This is a genomic window from Agrobacterium sp. 16-2014-1-2a (assembly GCF_053522705.1).
Genome location: NZ_JBNWBX010000010.1, coordinates 25,664 through 41,068 on the forward strand (window position 1 = coordinate 25,664; position 15,405 = coordinate 41,068).

Consider the following 15,405-nt stretch of genomic DNA (forward strand, 5'->3'; position numbering starts at 1 on the left):
TGAAAATGAACCCTCTCAGAATGACACCGGAGACGATCCGCCTGGGCGGCCATCGCGGCCACAGCGCCGGCGCCCCCGAAAACACGCTCGCGGCGTTTCGGAAGGCGTTTGAATTCGGCGGACGTAACGTCACATGCGAAACCGATCTCGGAATTACCCGCGATGGAGAACTTGTGCTGATTCACGACAAGACCGTCGACCGCACAACAGACGGTCACGGCATCGTTCACGACATGACCTATTCGGAGTTGTCGAAACTCGACGCAGGGAGTTGGTTCAGTTCGGAGTTTGTCGGAGAGCGTGTGCCGCTACTTAAGGACGCGCTTCAGCTCGCCCGTGAGCTTGGCATTATCTATCAGCTTGAACTGAAGATCTACGACGCGAACGACGTCTTCTTCCCAAAGTTGAGGACGCTCATCGATGAATTGGGCTGTGCGGATCTCCTCCAGTTCTCTTCCTTCGACTACGTTCAGCTGAAGGCCGTCAAGGAAGCAATTCCCGAGGTACCGACCGTTGGCCTGATGCATTCGCGCCTCATCGATCCAGCCGCCCTTGCCCGTCAGGCCAATCTCGATGCCATGAACATCGAGATCTACCATTTCGCCAGCGGTGAAGCCCGCCAACTCCACAACGAGGGATTTGCCGCTTTTTGCTACCTACCGACGGGGTACCATGAAAAACTCGCGCAGTACGGCGTGGACGTGGAAACGCAGGTCGTTCAGTGGGTTCGTGAAGGTCAGTTGGATCAGTTGCTCGGAGACGACGTCGCACAGGTCGCCAGGCTCAAGGACCGTGCAAATGGCTGATCGGGACACATCGACATCTCACGCAGGAGAAACAGCTTCGATTGTGGAAGAGATCGCGCGCAAGGCAGGCGACCTTGCCCTCGCTCATTTCCGCTCCCTATCGAGCCTGTCGGTCGAGACCAAGGGACATCTCGATCTTGTGACGAAGGCGGACAAGGAGGTCGAAACATTTCTTATCGCGCAGTTGCGGGAGGCGTTTCCCGCAGACGGCATATTTGGAGAAGAAGGGGGCGAAATCAAAGGGCGTTCAGGTCGTATCTGGGTGATCGATCCGATTGATGGGACATTCAATTTCGTCCGCGGCGGTCAGAACTGGGCAATTTCCATCGGTCTCTATGAAAACAAGCGTCCTACATTCGGGGTTATCTTCGCTCCAGTCCGAAACCTGATGTTTGTTGGAGGGAAAACGGTGGAGACGAAGCTCAACGGCATGGCGGTCAAGCCACTTCCGCCGCTCGATATGTCGCGTGCATCGACCGGGTTCAGCTACCATCCTTCGGCTTCGACAGCGGACAGGCTCGAAGTCATCCGTTATATCTCGGATGATCTCAATATCAGCTTCCGTTTCTGCGGCGCTGCGACACTCTCGATGGTCGAGGTGGCCATGGGCGAGACAGATGGCTACGTTTCATTGGGAGACTCGACGTGGGACGTTATGGCAGCGTTGCCTATTTTGAGCAATCTGGGTGTTGCGGATACGATCGACTGGGACAGGACCGACTTGTCGGCCAAACTCCGGTTTGCTTGTGGCAGCCACGACTTCCTGGAGAAGGTGAAGCCGTTGCTCGATAAAGTGGCGCTGGCCGCATAATGCGGCGCGCCTCTGACAATAACGGTCACAGATCGCCACTGGTCGACGCGGACCAATGCGGCGCGATTTGCGTACGCTCGACAAGCCTTGTTAACAGCGAGATGGAAGCGCTTCTGATCACCAGCCGCGAAACTGGCCGCTGGGTAATCCCCAAGGGCTGGTCGGAGGGCAGGAAAAAGCTTCATCGAGTCGCACGGGAGGAAGCTTGGGAAGAAGCCGGCGTGCGGGGAAGAGTCTGCAAAAACCCGTATGGTCACTACCGCTATGACAAGAAGGTATCACATGACGAATTCATCCCTTGTCTGGTTCAGGTTCACCTGCTGACCGTATCGACCCTGAAGGATGATTTCCCCGAGAAAGGACAACGCCAGATCAGGTGGTTTTCTCCGGAGGAAGCTTCTGGATTGGTTATCGAGCCGGAGCTCAAACAACTGCTTTTAAAGCTGCGACAGCAGTGACCCACACAATTGAGGACGACATGGACATCGAACTTCTCAAGAAAACACCCGACCTAAGAGCCATAGCAGATATCCGGCTGGCGACCCTCGAGGACGGTCCGGCGCGTGGCCAACGGCTGTTGATCGCTCGAAATGCAACAGGAATTGCGTTCGAAGTGGCGTTGGATCGCGGCTTCGATATTTCCAGCCTTTCGTTTAGGGGGACCAATATTGGTTGGAACTCGCCGATTCAGATGCGTTTTCCAATGGTTGATCCAGGCTCCGAAGGCGGCTGGGCTTTCATGCGCAACTTCGATGGCTTCCTTGTGACATGCGGGCTCGACCACATCAGCCGTCCTCTGGAAGTTGATATGGCCCACTATAATCATCCGCACCTGAAGACGAAAAGCATGCCTCAGCATGGCAGAATCTCGACCGAAAAAGCAAGATTGGTCGGATATGACGTCGACCCAGAATCCGGTGAGATCTTCTGTGAGGGGATCGTCAGGCAGGCAAGTGTCTTCGGCGAAAACCTGGAGCTGAGACGGAGGATCACTTTACCAGTCTTTGGTCAGGTGCTGCGGATTGACGACACAGTGACAAACCGGGGGTTTCGCCCGTCTGGACATGCAATAATCTATCACCTGAACTACGGCTATCCGTTTCTGGATCAGAACCTCGAGATCACGGGTCTTCCTGAGCTCCTTGCGGCAAAATTGGTCGTGGATCCACCTCGGCCAAGTGACGATTACGGCGAATACGTCGACTCGGTCGATAGCCTAGAGATTCCGGAAGCGGATCCGATCGTTGTCAGCAACCGTGAACTCGACATATCCGTCGGCCTGACGTTCACTCGCGACCAACTGAACAAGCTTGCTATCTGGAGAGCTTATCAGTCTGGAGTGTTTGCGCTCGGCGTCGAACCCCGCACCGACCTGGCACAGGACAGACCTTTGCTTCTGCCTGGCGAAAGCTGCAAGAACTCGTTGCAAGTTGAACTGACCGATTGCTGTTGTTCCAACTAAAGGAGCTGGTAGGGCCTCAAACGGGGGACAGGAAATGAAACGCGTCTTGATCGTCGGTTGCCCAGGTGCTGGAAAATCCACGCTTGCGAAGCAACTCGCCAAGATCACCGATCTTCCTCTCGTACAGTAGCTCGACGCGCCGAGCACGCCGAGGAACAGTTCCGCCTCGCGGATCTCACCGGTCTTGCGATCGACAATCGGCACCTTCTTGCCGGAATAATCAACGAAGACTTTGTCGCCGGCGATGTGTTCCTGGCGCATCGTCGGTGACAGGCGCTTCTCAAAGCCGCGGAACAGCTGGCAAAAACGGCTATATCCATACCCATCCGGATGGGCGCTGCGGTATTCCTCCCAAAGAATCAGCAGCGTCACGCCTGGCTTCTTCAGCTCGATTGAAAGCGGTCCCCAGTCGGGCTCTTGGCGCAGTCGCTGGCCCCGCTTGACGCCGGGGTGAACGAAGAGCTTGGCCTCGAGAACATCGTCTGTCAGGCCGCTGGCGAGGGCCCAACTCAGCCCTGCCATCGCAGCCCGCTTCAAGTTGTCCTGCACGGTGCTGCGAGCAATGCCAAGCATTACAGCGATCTCGCGGCTACTCGTTCCGCTACCCGCAAGCCGCAGCATTTGTCGTATGTGTCGCATGGTCAGCTTTCTTTTTGCAGGCATTAAATTCCCCTCGTGGATATCGAGGGGACACATGCCAATGTTGCTGACCCAGGGGAACTTGAGTGCCGGAAACTGACCGGTTATTGATAGGAATGGTGGCCGGTCAATGATTGGAATGGCGGCCGGGTTCAGAGTGGAATTCGCACATCTAACTTTTGTGCTTAAAATGGACAATGCCTTTGCGGCAAACTTAGGCGCAATCCCTACAGCTTTCCACCAATTCCGCGACGGACAAAGTTGGTCGACGGTAGCCTGCGGCCTGTGCGACGAGCGCCTCAAGCACCAAAGCCGGAAATATAATTTCGACCATATTACAGATGAAACGAGATTCAAATTTGTCGACATATCTTTTGTTGCTACGTTAAACCGAAGGCTTATTATTGAAGCTAAGGCTTTGAATTCCCATACGGTTTACGTCGATTCTGGTATCGACTTCGATGAAAGTATGTAAAAATGATCACGAGCAGCATTTCTGGGACCGACCAGCAGTTTCAAAACGCCACGCAGCCAAAAGAGCTCGATCCTGATGCTGTTCCTGTAAGCAGGCTTGATTCTGAAGGCCATGAAATTTTTGCTGAATGGCGACCTAAGCGCCCGTTCCTTCGGAGGGAGGACGGCGTCTTTTTGGTTCTCCGCGCGGATGATATCTTTCTGCTGGGCACCGATCCTCGTACGAGGCAAATAGAAACAGAACTCATGTTAAATCGAGGCGTAACCCGCGGCGCCGTTTTCGACTTAATCCGCTACAGCATGCTCTTTTCAAACGGCGAGGTCCATGTGAAACGGCGCTCAGCCTTTGCGAAGACCTTTGCATTCCGGATGATCGACGCGCTACGCCCGGAGATCACGAAGTTAACGGAGCATTTGTGGGACGATGTACCGAGAGTTGACGATTTTGACTTTGCTGAAATGTACGCGTCGAAATTGCCTGCGCTAACGATTGCCAGTGTACTTGGTTTGCCATTTGGGGATGCACCTTTCTTCACACGACTTGTTTACAACGTTTCGCGCTGCTTAAGTCCTTCGTGGGGAGAAGACGATTTTCCGGAGATTGAGGCTTCTGCCGTCGAGCTCCAGGATTATGTCCGGGCAGTGGTAGCGGATCGCAGCCGACGTATAAGCGATGACTTCCTCTCTTGCTACTTGAAAGCGGTGCGGGAAGAAGGAACGCTTTCACCCATCGAGGAGATCATGCAATTGGTGTTTCTCATACTCGCCGGAAGCGATGCAACTCGTAACGCGATGGTGATGCTGCCGACTCTTTTGCTGCAAAATCCTGTTGTCTGGTCCTCTCTATGCCACGATCAATCCGGCGTCGCGGCCGCAGTGGAGGAAGGGCTTCGCTTCGAGCCATCAGTTGGGTCTTTCCCGCGGTTGGCGCTCGAAGATATTGATCTGGATGGGTACGTATTGCCAAAGGGAAGTTTCCTAGCCCTAAGCATCATGTCCGGCCTGCGGGACGAGAGACACTACGAGCATCCTCAGCTTTTTGACATAAAACGCAAACAAATGCGCAGGCACCTCGGATTTGGCGCGGGTGTGCATCGGTGCCTCGGCGAAGCTCTGGCGCGGATTGAATTGCAAGAAGGACTTAGAACACTTCTGCGCCGCGCGCCGAGCCTTAGGGTGACAGGCGACTGGCCACGGATGATAGGTCACGGGGGTGCACGGCGCGCCACGGGGATGACAGTCAATCTGGGCGTCGATCGGTGAGGTCACCGTTCCGTTCGGTTGACGGAGATGACGTTGAGTATCACAGCCAGGATTAAATGAACCGGGAGAACTCCCAATGCAATTGGCACCAGTGGATCGCGTAACCACAATCGACGACCTTACACTTGATCCCTATCCGATTTATCGCCGAATGCGCGCGCAGACCCCGGTGGTGCGGGTCGCCTCAGTGATGCGAACGTTTCTGACCAAGGCCTCCGATACGAAGATGGTGAAGGATCAGCCCAGGCGCTTCAGTTCGGATGACCCCAACACGCCAATGAAGCCGGCCTTCCAGGCCCATACTCTAATGCGCAAGGACGGCGCGGAACACGCCCGCGAAAGAATGGCCATGGCTAAGGCCTTTGCTCCCAAAACGACCGCGGAGCATTGGGCGGCGATCTATCGGGACATTGTAAACGAGTATCTTGATCGCCTATCCCGCGGCAGCACAGTAGATCTGTTCGCGGAGATCTGCGGCCCGGTGGCTGCCCGTATCCTGGCTCATATCCTTGGAATTAGCGAAGCATCCGACGCAGAAATGATACGTTGGTCGCAGCGGCTAATTGAAGGGGCGGGCAACTTCGGATGGCGGCCTGAGCCTTTCGAGCGGGCAAACGAAGCCAATGCGGAGATGAACCGGCTCTTCGACAACTTGGTCGAAAAGCACCGGGCGGAACCGAACCCCTCGGCTTTCGCGATCATGGTGACCGCGTCTGATCCCATACCCATGAGCCAGATTTACGCCAACATCAAAATCGCCGTCGGCGGAGGCATCAACGAGCCTCGCGACGCTCTTGGCACGATCATCTATGGATTGCTGACCAATCCGGAGCAGTTCGAGGAGGTTAAGAGGCAGCAGTGCTGGGGGCAAGTCTTCGAGGAGGGCGTGCGCTGGGTTGCTCCGATCCAGGCGAGTTCGCGCCTCGTCCTGGAGGACACGGAAATTCGCGGTTTTCTTGTCCCGAAGGGCGATACCGTGATGACCATCCAAGCCTCTGCCAATCGTGATGAAGATGTCTTTGACGACGGAGAGCGCTTCAATGTCTTCCGCCAGAATAATGCGCACCAGTCCTTCGGCTCGGGGCCGCATCACTGTGCCGGTGCGCAAATCTCGCGTCAAACCGTCGGGGCGATCATGTTGCCTACGCTGTTTGAACGTTTTCCGAACATGACGCTGACTAACCCGGACGCGGTGCAATGGCGCGGCTTCGGCTTCCGCGGACCGATTAGTCTACCGGTTACGCTTATATAATCGTAACCACTGTCGCTTGGCATTAAGCCGTAGAAAGGGATCAGAACAAGATTAGTGCGAAATCGTACGTTTGGCCGGGAAAGTGATGATCGAGATGGATATCCGTTCCCAAAACTGAGTCTTAAATAGCATTTCACCCTAAAACTTCTTATTCAGCACAGGCCGCAAACTACGGGAAATATGCACGAATTCGGTTAGACCAGATGAGCGATTTTTGGCGGTAAAGCCGCTAGGTTTTCCTTGCTGAGCCAATATTGGTTTCGAAGGGAAAAGCCATGGAGAAAATAGTTTATGTAGGCCTCGACGTTCATGCTGACACGATAGCTGTCGCCATTGCTGACGACGGTCGGAATCGAGAGATCCGATTTCACGGTGTGATTGAAAATACTGCAGATAGTGTTCTAGGTCTCACCAAGCGGCTTGTTGCCGCAAACACCCAACCCATCTTCTGCTATGAAGCAGGCCCATGCGGATACGGTCTGCATCGCTTGCTCACGAAGCTTGGATTTGATTGTGCTGTCGTCTCTCCGGCCATGATCCCTCGTCGTGCAGGCGACCGGATCAAAACCGATCGACGCGATGCGGAAATGCTGGCGCGGCTGTGGCGAGCAGGCGAATTGACCCCGGTCTGGACACCGGATGAAGAACAGGAAGCTATGCGGGATCTGATCCGAACCCGCAAACAGTCCCTGGATGCGCTGAAGATTGCAAAACAGCAGCTCCAGAGCTTTCTGCTGCGGCATGGCCTTCGCTACAATCGACCTACTTACTGGACCAAAATCCATTGGCGCTGGGTCAATGAGCTGCGCAAATTCCGCTTTCCACATCAGCAACTGGCTTTTGAGGAACTGAAGCGAACCATCCGCCAGATCGAAGAGCGCATCGCCACGTTGGATCAGGCCATTAAAGATGCTGTAAAGGATTGGCGTTTTGATGCACTGGTCGATGCCCTGCGATCATTGCGCGGCGTCAACACGATCATCGCTGCGACACTGGCCGCAGAGATCGGCGACATCAACCGCTTCGACAATCCACGCCAGCTCATGGCCTGGTTGGGGCTGGTGCCAAGTGAGCATTCCAGCGGCAGGACAGTCAGACGGGGGCGCATTACAAAGACAGGTAATGCCCTGGCCCGAACCATGATGGTTGAAGCTAGTTGTCGTATCGACACCCACCTCGAGAAAGACATCCTTTTTTGAAGCGCAGTCAGCATCAGCCTCAAGAGATTAAAGATATTGGCTGGAAAGCGCAGACGCGATTGTGCAAGCGGTACCGGGACCTTTCAAAAACCGGGAAACCACAACCTCGTGTTCTGACCGCTATTGCGCGCGAACTTGCTGGCTTTATCTGGGATATTGCCCGGCACGTGCCGATCCCAGCATAGCCCGAGACGTACCGCACCTTTCTGCCTGTGCAGCATGCTGGAGATGACGGCCAAAGAACAGGGAACCCTCGACTTACGTTGGGATAGATATCCGTCCTTAGAGAGAGGCAAGCCCGCATCGAATATGGTCAGGCGGTGAAAATCCGCGGATGAGAGTATGATAACCATCGGTTCGGATCGCCATCTCCAGCACCGTGCACAGGCTGCATCAATTGACTGACCTCGCGAAAACGGGGTAGTTTAAATGCGCCCGGAAAACCTAAATCGCTTATGAGAGCGTACGATTTCGCACTAATCTTGTTCTGCCCCCAGGAATGCGACCGTTTCGACGTGGTTCGGTATCTTATTCGAGAATCGAAATGTAAAGATTCTCTTTATAATCAGTCAGCCTGCAGCATGTGCGTTAGGAGAAAAATCATGCTATAGTCTGATTAATATTACTCTATAAGATCGACCATAAGCTATTTTCTTATATCATTCCGCCTGTGGCAATCGGAATCGCTTGGCGCTTAAACGTGAGGGTGACCATCTACGGCGCTAAGACACTACTCCAGCTTTGGTTTCGGAAAATGACTACTTCAACATCGTGCATTTTCACCAGGTCAATTGAATCACAGGTTGTTAATTGCAAAAGTAATACAATAAAAATTGAGGCTCTCTCTTTATCACAGTAGGTTCCGACCGATTGAGAGAAAGAAGGAGCATGCACGATGGAGCCCAGCCAACGAAGCTTAAGTGATGAATCCGAAGCGTCCCGTACGGAAGTCCATTCTACATCGACAAATAGGGATATGCCTCCCGAGCTTTTGGCTAAGGTGGCAACTTATATTCCTACCCAGGACCCGGTAGAAACGGCACGAAATCTTGGAAGCCTGGAACGTACAGGGCGTGCAGGTCGTGAAGCCGTTACAAGTGATCCCGTCGGAAAATATCACGCGCGAATGAAACGAATTGGCGCCTCCGCCAAAACCGTGTTCGATACGGTCATTCCCGGAAATCAATTACCTGAGTGGGAGACGAACCGACCCTCTCCGACGGCCAGAACGCGAGCCGTTGGCCCAATTCTTAAGTTCCAGTCTGAAGCGGGAAAATCGAGATTTGTCACCAATATACTCAATTTGCCTGAATCTGCTCAGTGCGACGCAATTCTTAGTGTCATAAAACACTTGAATGATCTTGGTGAAGCAAACAAGACGCGACTTATCGAACGCTCTATCGAAATTTTGCGGCTAGAACCCCCTTTGACCTGGAATATGGGCCAGAAATGCCCTGCGGTCGACGTGCTGGTCCAAGGCGAAAAGTACCTAAATGCGGATCAACTGGCTCGCATACAACAAGAGAGGAGCAGCCGTCCGCGACTGTCTCCCCTGTTTGGCCGAGCCATAGCCGATTTCGAGGTTCAAAAAACCATGGACGCAAATCCTAGACGATATAGGGACGCGGCGGGGCCTGAGGTCAGAGCTGTAGACACAGTAATTGAGACAATTGAGAGATATAGTGCGTCGTTAGCAAGAGGCGGTCCAAATGCAGTGGGACTCCTAACGACGAACGAAAGCTTTGAGAAAAATATCAATGAGGTCTACAACCGTACGCGAGCCGAGCTAGACGCTTCTTCACGTGACAGAAGTCGCTCTGGACTATCGCGATAATTTCCTGGATCCACCGCGCTGTTGTAAGTTGACACATCGCATCGTCTTGCCGCTGACGGGACTTTTGGGGACGTCTTTAGTTGAACCGCCCCATGACGCGAATGCTGTTTGATCCCGTATCACTTCCCTCACAAATTCTGAAGGGACATCAGGTCTCGAATGTACGGCCCCATTTGTTTCAAATGAAGCTTTCGCCGGCGTTTCTGAAATCCTTCTGAAAACGTCCGACCCTACGTTCGTCTGTAGGGGCCGTGTCAACCGGACGTGATAGGGATGGTAGACGCAGCGGTTTTTCCGGTTTCACGCTGCGGCCTAAAACGCCTAGGTTAGAAAGCATTACCTATCCGGCCCCACCCCTCTGGTTGCGATCTGGTGCAACACGGTGATGCAACGTCGACTGCACTGAACTAAAAAATGCAAAGGGATATCAATTGAGCCGATCTTCCCTGAGTGCAGCCTTTGGAAAAGAGGACGGTTTCGGAGCCTTGTCCATGCGCGGAAATAAACAGGCGAATACGGGGCCTGAAAATTCTCAAAGTGGCGATAGTGCAACGGCGCGGCCCGCCTCCGGGGTTGCGTTTTGCTGTCCGTGAACTGCAATGTCTCGAAGCACCGGAGCGCGTGCGAATGAGCGCGTGGATCACCTCATGGCGCTCGGAGCTTCAGGGGAATCCGCCGCCCTCAACACTTCATACCAAACAGAAACATGGAGATGCCGAAAACGCCATCCTAGTGGAATCATCGTCCGCGCTGAGAGATTGCTTCTCATCAAGCAGACGGGGCGACTGCAAGGCAGGGCTTGCTAGGCGACTGACTCCTCATCTCAAAGCTCAACGTAACAGCAATTCCATAGTATCGGAATGGCTTACCTTCTTTTAGTCAATCTAAATAGGATCACCTATGAAACTTATGCTACCGACCCTGTTTGGGATACTTTTGGCTACGGCTGCAAACGCTGCCAATGATAGTCATGTACTAGCAACCTTTCCCGAGATTGCGCTTGCACTGACTACCGGCAAGCCAGTGGACGTTATGGTCGATTTAAGTTTGTGTACTCCGGGGACCGACGATACACCGCCGACGAAGACGCGCGGAGGCATTCGCATAGATGGGTATAGAATCACTTCTGACGGCACCCTCGCTTTTGCGGATCAGCACTTTACGATTGATCGTGACGGTAAGCCTATTCTTCAGTTTCTTCGCTACCAAATCCGGTTGGACGGTGACGCCGAACTGACTATGGTCGTATTCAACATGCCAAGCTACGAGAGAAAAGGTACCAGCTTGGCCTACAAGTGCGCGATCAGTCACGGGTTGAGTTTCTTCGCTCCATAGTGATCTCTGACTCCTGTGTGACGCCAATCAGAGTTGGCTTAATCTGCCCGGCGAGGCAATTTGCAGGTGGTGGTTCGAGTTATGAAAAAGGTACTCGTCATAGCGCAAGCGCTCGTTTTAAAATAAAGGCGCTGGCCATGCGATTGATCTTGGCTGAGCGGGCGCCGATCGCCTTGGCGGTATCGCGCCAGGTTGCGGTCATGGTCGCGACCTCTTTGATTATCGCGCGGGCCTGCGGCAGCGTGAGAGCGCGAAAAACTCCGACGCGGCTTCCAGCAGATCGAGCGAGCAGGTGCCCTCGTCGAGATGGATGTTCGCCGTCAGCTCCCGAGCCTTCAGATCGGTCGGAACGGGTTTGAGGTCGTATGCCGGCGAGAGCGACCAGTCCGCCTTTCCCAGTCACAGGAAACCGTGATTGCGCAGGTGATCGTCGACATTGGAAATCAGCACATGGAAGACGACACGCCGATAGAGGACATGGGCGTCCGTCTTACCTTGGGCGCCGTGTTTAGCAAGGGCATCGACGATCTCCGGAGAGCTGCCGCGCTCGCCGCCCATCGTCGCCATCGTCGACAGGAACGGGGTGCGGATCGCCCCTTCGCGATCGAAGCGTCGCGACAACATGACGGCCTTGCCGGCGAGGTCGATCAACTCGTGCCGAGGAGTGGCGATACCTGCCTGGCCGGCCAGCCGCAGCGCGATCTCTTCCCAGCTCTCCATGCTGTAGTCGTTGGTCTCCTTCGGGAATTTCGCGATTGAGAGTCGACCATGTTGGTCGATGACCGAGGCCTTCGGGCAGGCATCGCCAAGGGAGGAGCCTGGGGCAAAGATGAGCTGCAGGCCTTCATCTTAGCGGCATAATTGCGGGTGATAGCAATGAAAGCTCAATTCATGAGGTTTCTTTCCGCATCCTTCAACGAATCCCTGCCTCGACGAGGGTGCAATCTCAAATGTATCGTGAAAGCGGTTCGGCCGACCAGGCCCAAGTGGTAGAGCCGGAGCCATATTGGAGGCTGATCTACGAAGGGAGAAAAGCAGCAGACTGGCATCCCACAAGGCTCTCTCGGCGTTGGATGCAATGCCGAACGAAAAACTCATTTTCCGCCTGAATTGCTCGCCGAATTCGCGACGCACTTGCCATTCGGCAATCCATTGGAAACGGCAGATAATCTCACGAATTTTTCAGCTCGCAAGTCGCCAAGTGCGGGTGCGGTTTAGGGTAAGCGCGCAATACCCCGCACCTTTTTCCGTTGAATGAGCTGAGGCATTTGGTGTCCACCTAAAATGAGGTGGACGCCAAATCATGGAAGATGATCAGAAACTGCGTGTGAGGCTTATAGGCCGGAACGGGCGACGTCGTTTTGATCCGGTATCGAAGGAGCGGCTTGTCGCAGCCTGCCTTGAGCCGGGGGCATCGGTATCGAGACTTGCGCTCGAACATGGGGTCAATGCCAACCTCCTTTGGAAATGGATAGGCAAGTGAGTACTGACCGGCCCAATGCGCTTCGGACCGAGGAAGCTAAGCGCTTGAGCACCGAACGTCCGGTTTAAATGCGCAAAAAATGTCGCCAAGGTTGTACTCATGATCCGGACGCCAAGGTTTCTTGGATAGCAGGTCGCATATTTCGCATGAATCTTGCGATCAGAGCGGATGTTCATCGGACTTCTTTTGGGGTATTGGCATTTTGCCCTGGTCGTTGACACTATCGCCACCCCGTGTCAGCGATACGCCCTGTCACCAACTTAACCTTTGGTGACAGGGCTAATATTCAATAGATCCCCCGACCCTCAATTAGTTTGGCTAAATAGAGCACAAGCTGCGCTTGGCGGCTGGCCATCAGTTCTTTTGAACGTTTTCGAACGGCGCCTGCTCAAAATTGCGAGCTTCGATCAGCGCTTCAATAATCGCAATAGTCAGGCGCATGGTACAATAATCGGTGCTCCATCGATGACCTTCGGATGTCGAGCGCAGCAAATCCAGTCCCTGGCCGACACAATCTCCTCGGCCCGATTAATCGCCCATTCCATAAAGGTTTTTGAACCTGATCGTTTTTCCCGATAACCACAACTATCCGTGTTGCCTCCGCATTTCTAGGACGGGAAGAAAAACAAGCAGTTAAGGCGCAGCGCGTCGTCCGCTGCATGCCGGGTAACGCTATTGCTCTAAGATCACGCAGCACCAGTTCCACACCTTGCTGCTTTCAGCGAAGGCACCGGTCCGCGACGCACAACCGACCTCATCTAGCTTTAGATCAAACAATATCAGATGCACCAACCTGCCATTGTAAAAATAGGGTTCCTCTTCGTTGCTAATTGCGTTCGCGTTTCTTGTAAGGAGATGGAGCCGCTGGCCGATAGCGGCGCGAACAGTTTCTGCAATCCGACTGGGGACCTATTGACGTATCGTGGGAACATGAGTGCCAGCCGTCCAAGACAGCCCGTTCATGAATGATGCGAGGGGCGAGCGCGGCAGAATGGCCAGCCCCGCTCAAAGATGTTTTCAGCCAGCTGTTCAACACGGTTACGACGAACCGATCCTGTGCAGCACGCCTTTATAGCGAGCTCCTGAGCTTGAAAAGCGATCTGGATGACTCGTATCGATCCGTTCTCTTTCGAGCAGTGAATCCGGTAGCCGTCGCAAAACACTACTGAGCAAGCGAGCGTGGAACCGGAAAGTCTAATACTTTGCTTGTGTAACTTTCTACCAAGGTACTAAACGGCGTGCCGTCAGGAAGTTTCAGCACAGCACGATGTTCGAGCAGGAATGGCGGCAGGGTAGGAGATCCCCTTCCAGACGCAATCAAGCCGTCCATGTCCCAGCCTTCTGATAGAGGAGACCAGAGTAACTTGGCAGATAGATTGGTGCGTGTGAAATTGAGAGCCAGAACGGCTCTGCCAAACGCGATATCGCTGGTATTCAATGCCTGATTCATCTCGGCCGTTAATCTTGCCGGCACATACCAATTGTCGGCCTCGGACAAGACGCGGTCGCCGCAGACTAGGCGAACGCGGCGATAAGCGATCGGCTCGTCGGGTCCGACGGTCAGTAGTTCACGGATATGATCATCGGCCGGCTTGGCTTGCCCGCGCACACGCTGAGCTAGGATCTTGGAACCTTCCGGTGCGAGCTTGTGCCCGGCGCACCAGCGGTCAAGGGTCAACGTAGCACTGGCGTTACTCAGGAGATTGGCATTCAAGGTCTGGAGAACCGCAAGCGCTTCCACTTGAGATGCCGGCGTGTTCAACCACTGAGACCCTATAGACGGTTCTTGCGCAATTGCGATCTGGGTGCCCAGCACGATGGAGGCCGCTGCAAGTGCGGCGATTCGAAAGCATTTCGAAGGGCATAATGACACGGAGAATGAAATCCTTTGTGGAGCAAATTTGATGGGCGAACCCTGCGGTCAAATTGCGTTGATTTTGGGAGGCGAGCGCGCGTTGTCAGCATATATGATACCGGCAGCAAGATCTGGCCTGCGCCTTGGGCGCACCGTATACCGGTCAGGTTCCCGATTGACTTTCTTACCATCTTTTGATGTTCCTGCCGCGCAGGTTCGCACCTGTTGAAGCCTAGGTGCCCGAGCCGTTCTTTGCTTGCGTCACATCGATGTTGTCCATGATATCCTCCGTCCACTCGCCGACCTATAGTTGGAATTTGCAGGTGTTGACGAGTGAGATACCACGTTGGTTTTCGTCCAGCGTGGCGACAATTTTCATCATGGCACTTGGAAATCCAATGGACTTGGGTTTCAAACCAGGAGCGCGGCGGCTGGTTGGATTTCTCCCAAATCTATCGAATCGTTATTCTCACTTGCGAGTCAGCGCTCTTGGTCTTCCCCCTCGCGCGTTGCAAGATGCTCGTATAGCTGGATCGGATAAAATAGTTCGCAACCGAACGCAAAATCCAAGAGCAGTTGCTCGAAAAAGGACCTCTTCGTCGAAGTCGGGCGCTGCTGCCGGTCGGGCGATAGTTGTAGATCAGGCAGGGATACGCCGTCGATAGTTGCCAATCGCAGATGCGAGTAGCCCAGGCGCTTATCTGATTTCTTTTGGTGCCCCATGTCATCGTACTCCTTATGTAAGCTTACCGACGATATGTGCAGTCCATCAGCAGTATAATGATTACAGGAGACCAAAGATTGGTTTCAAATGTAACCGAATAAGCCTGCTGTACGTAATGGCAATCGGTCGATATCAGTCGGCACAGCCACTCGTCTTGCTGAGATGCAATGTCGACGTGTAACCAAAATGACTTTGATGGAAGTCGACTTTGAAGCCTGACCGACGCCGGCTAATCGAAATCTGCAACTGCTGGAACTCGGAAGCGGCC

12 protein-coding genes and 3 pseudogenes are annotated in these 15,405 nt (G+C 53.9%); 12 read left to right on the top strand and 3 right to left on the bottom strand.

What is annotated here, in order from left to right; all coding sequences use genetic code 11:
- The first annotated feature begins 5 nt into the window (after positions 1-5).
- From ACQZ45_RS23060 to ACQZ45_RS23110, 11 genes and pseudogenes are all read left to right on the top strand, one after another.
- Positions 6-806: a glycerophosphodiester phosphodiesterase family protein gene (locus tag ACQZ45_RS23060; protein ID WP_045023290.1), complete on the top strand. Its 801-nt coding sequence runs from the start codon at positions 6-8 to the stop codon at positions 804-806.
- On the top strand, positions 799-1,617 hold the full coding sequence (locus ACQZ45_RS23065; protein ID WP_010974906.1) for an inositol monophosphatase family protein: 819 nt from the start codon (positions 799-801) through the stop codon (positions 1,615-1,617). The genes ACQZ45_RS23060 and ACQZ45_RS23065 overlap by 8 nt, the downstream gene beginning before the upstream one ends.
- A gap of 101 nt (positions 1,618-1,718) precedes the next feature.
- On the top strand, positions 1,719-2,075 hold the full coding sequence (locus ACQZ45_RS23070; RefSeq protein WP_233278960.1) for an NUDIX hydrolase: 357 nt from the start codon (positions 1,719-1,721) through the stop codon (positions 2,073-2,075).
- Between the two features lie 20 nt (positions 2,076-2,095).
- Entirely contained in the window at positions 2,096-3,079 is a 984-nt protein-coding gene (locus ACQZ45_RS23075; RefSeq protein ID WP_045023288.1) for an aldose 1-epimerase family protein, read from the top strand.
- 34 nt (positions 3,080-3,113) lie between these two features.
- Positions 3,114-3,209: an AAA family ATPase gene (locus ACQZ45_RS23080; protein ID WP_198927928.1), complete on the top strand. Its 96-nt coding sequence runs from the start codon at positions 3,114-3,116 to the stop codon at positions 3,207-3,209.
- Between the two features lie 639 nt (positions 3,210-3,848).
- The gene (locus ACQZ45_RS23085; protein WP_045231714.1) at positions 3,849-4,193 is read left to right on the top strand and encodes a hypothetical protein; all 345 of its coding nucleotides are present in this window, start codon (positions 3,849-3,851) and stop codon (positions 4,191-4,193) included.
- Positions 4,194-4,195: 2 nt separating this feature from the next.
- Positions 4,196-5,455, top strand: a complete 1,260-nt coding sequence (locus ACQZ45_RS23090) for a cytochrome P450 (RefSeq protein WP_010974908.1) — start codon at positions 4,196-4,198, stop codon at positions 5,453-5,455.
- Between the two features lie 76 nt (positions 5,456-5,531).
- A complete protein-coding gene (locus ACQZ45_RS23095) occupies positions 5,532-6,707 on the top strand; it encodes a cytochrome P450 (protein WP_010974909.1) in 1,176 nt (391 codons plus the stop codon).
- Positions 6,708-6,982: 275 nt separating this feature from the next.
- Positions 6,983-8,091: pseudogene (locus ACQZ45_RS23100) on the top strand (IS110 family RNA-guided transposase).
- A gap of 710 nt (positions 8,092-8,801) precedes the next feature.
- Positions 8,802-9,740, top strand: coding sequence for a hypothetical protein (locus tag ACQZ45_RS23105; RefSeq protein ID WP_010891511.1), 939 nt, complete (start codon positions 8,802-8,804; stop codon positions 9,738-9,740).
- A gap of 900 nt (positions 9,741-10,640) precedes the next feature.
- Complete coding sequence (locus ACQZ45_RS23110; protein WP_010891509.1) at positions 10,641-11,075, top strand: VirK family protein; 435 nt, start codon at positions 10,641-10,643, stop codon at positions 11,073-11,075.
- A 97-nt stretch (positions 11,076-11,172) separates the two neighbouring features.
- Here ACQZ45_RS23110 and ACQZ45_RS23115 read toward each other — a convergent pair.
- Positions 11,173-11,924, bottom strand: a pseudogene (locus ACQZ45_RS23115) (type II toxin-antitoxin system HipA family toxin); the annotation flags it as partial.
- A 454-nt stretch (positions 11,925-12,378) separates the two neighbouring features.
- On the opposite strand from ACQZ45_RS23115, the pseudogene ACQZ45_RS23120 reads away from it, so the two are divergent.
- A pseudogene (locus ACQZ45_RS23120) lies at positions 12,379-12,555 on the top strand (transposase); the annotation flags it as partial.
- Positions 12,556-13,720: 1,165 nt separating this feature from the next.
- On the opposite strand, the gene ACQZ45_RS23125 reads toward ACQZ45_RS23120, so the two are convergent.
- Positions 13,721-14,431 carry a hypothetical protein gene (locus ACQZ45_RS23125; protein WP_045023280.1) on the bottom strand — a complete coding sequence of 237 codons (711 nt, stop codon included), beginning with the start codon at positions 14,429-14,431 and terminating at the stop codon, positions 13,721-13,723.
- Positions 14,432-14,893: 462 nt separating this feature from the next.
- Positions 14,894-15,136 carry a hypothetical protein gene (locus ACQZ45_RS23130; RefSeq protein WP_045023278.1) on the bottom strand — a complete coding sequence of 81 codons (243 nt, stop codon included), beginning with the start codon at positions 15,134-15,136 and terminating at the stop codon, positions 14,894-14,896.
- Positions 15,137-15,405: the final 269 nt, after the last annotated feature.

What these genes read in the sequence shown, in the direction of transcription:
- ACQZ45_RS23060 (WP_045023290.1), top strand. Translation starts at nt 6, where the DNA reads ATGAACCCTCTCAGAATGACACCGGAGACGATCCGCCTGGGCGGCCAT.
- ACQZ45_RS23065 (WP_010974906.1), top strand. Translation starts at nt 799, where the DNA reads ATGGCTGATCGGGACACATCGACATCTCACGCAGGAGAAACAGCTTCG.
- ACQZ45_RS23070 (WP_233278960.1), top strand. Translation starts at nt 1,719, where the DNA reads ATGGAAGCGCTTCTGATCACCAGCCGCGAAACTGGCCGCTGGGTAATC.
- ACQZ45_RS23075 (WP_045023288.1), top strand. Translation starts at nt 2,096, where the DNA reads ATGGACATCGAACTTCTCAAGAAAACACCCGACCTAAGAGCCATAGCA.
- ACQZ45_RS23080 (WP_198927928.1), top strand. Translation starts at nt 3,114, where the DNA reads ATGAAACGCGTCTTGATCGTCGGTTGCCCAGGTGCTGGAAAATCCACG.
- ACQZ45_RS23085 (WP_045231714.1), top strand. Translation starts at nt 3,849, where the DNA reads ATGATTGGAATGGCGGCCGGGTTCAGAGTGGAATTCGCACATCTAACT.
- ACQZ45_RS23090 (WP_010974908.1), top strand. Translation starts at nt 4,196, where the DNA reads ATGATCACGAGCAGCATTTCTGGGACCGACCAGCAGTTTCAAAACGCC.
- ACQZ45_RS23095 (WP_010974909.1), top strand. Translation starts at nt 5,532, where the DNA reads ATGCAATTGGCACCAGTGGATCGCGTAACCACAATCGACGACCTTACA.
- ACQZ45_RS23105 (WP_010891511.1), top strand. Translation starts at nt 8,802, where the DNA reads ATGGAGCCCAGCCAACGAAGCTTAAGTGATGAATCCGAAGCGTCCCGT.
- ACQZ45_RS23110 (WP_010891509.1), top strand. Translation starts at nt 10,641, where the DNA reads ATGAAACTTATGCTACCGACCCTGTTTGGGATACTTTTGGCTACGGCT.
- ACQZ45_RS23130 (WP_045023278.1), bottom strand. Translation starts at nt 15,136, where the DNA reads ATGGGGCACCAAAAGAAATCAGATAAGCGCCTGGGCTACTCGCATCTG.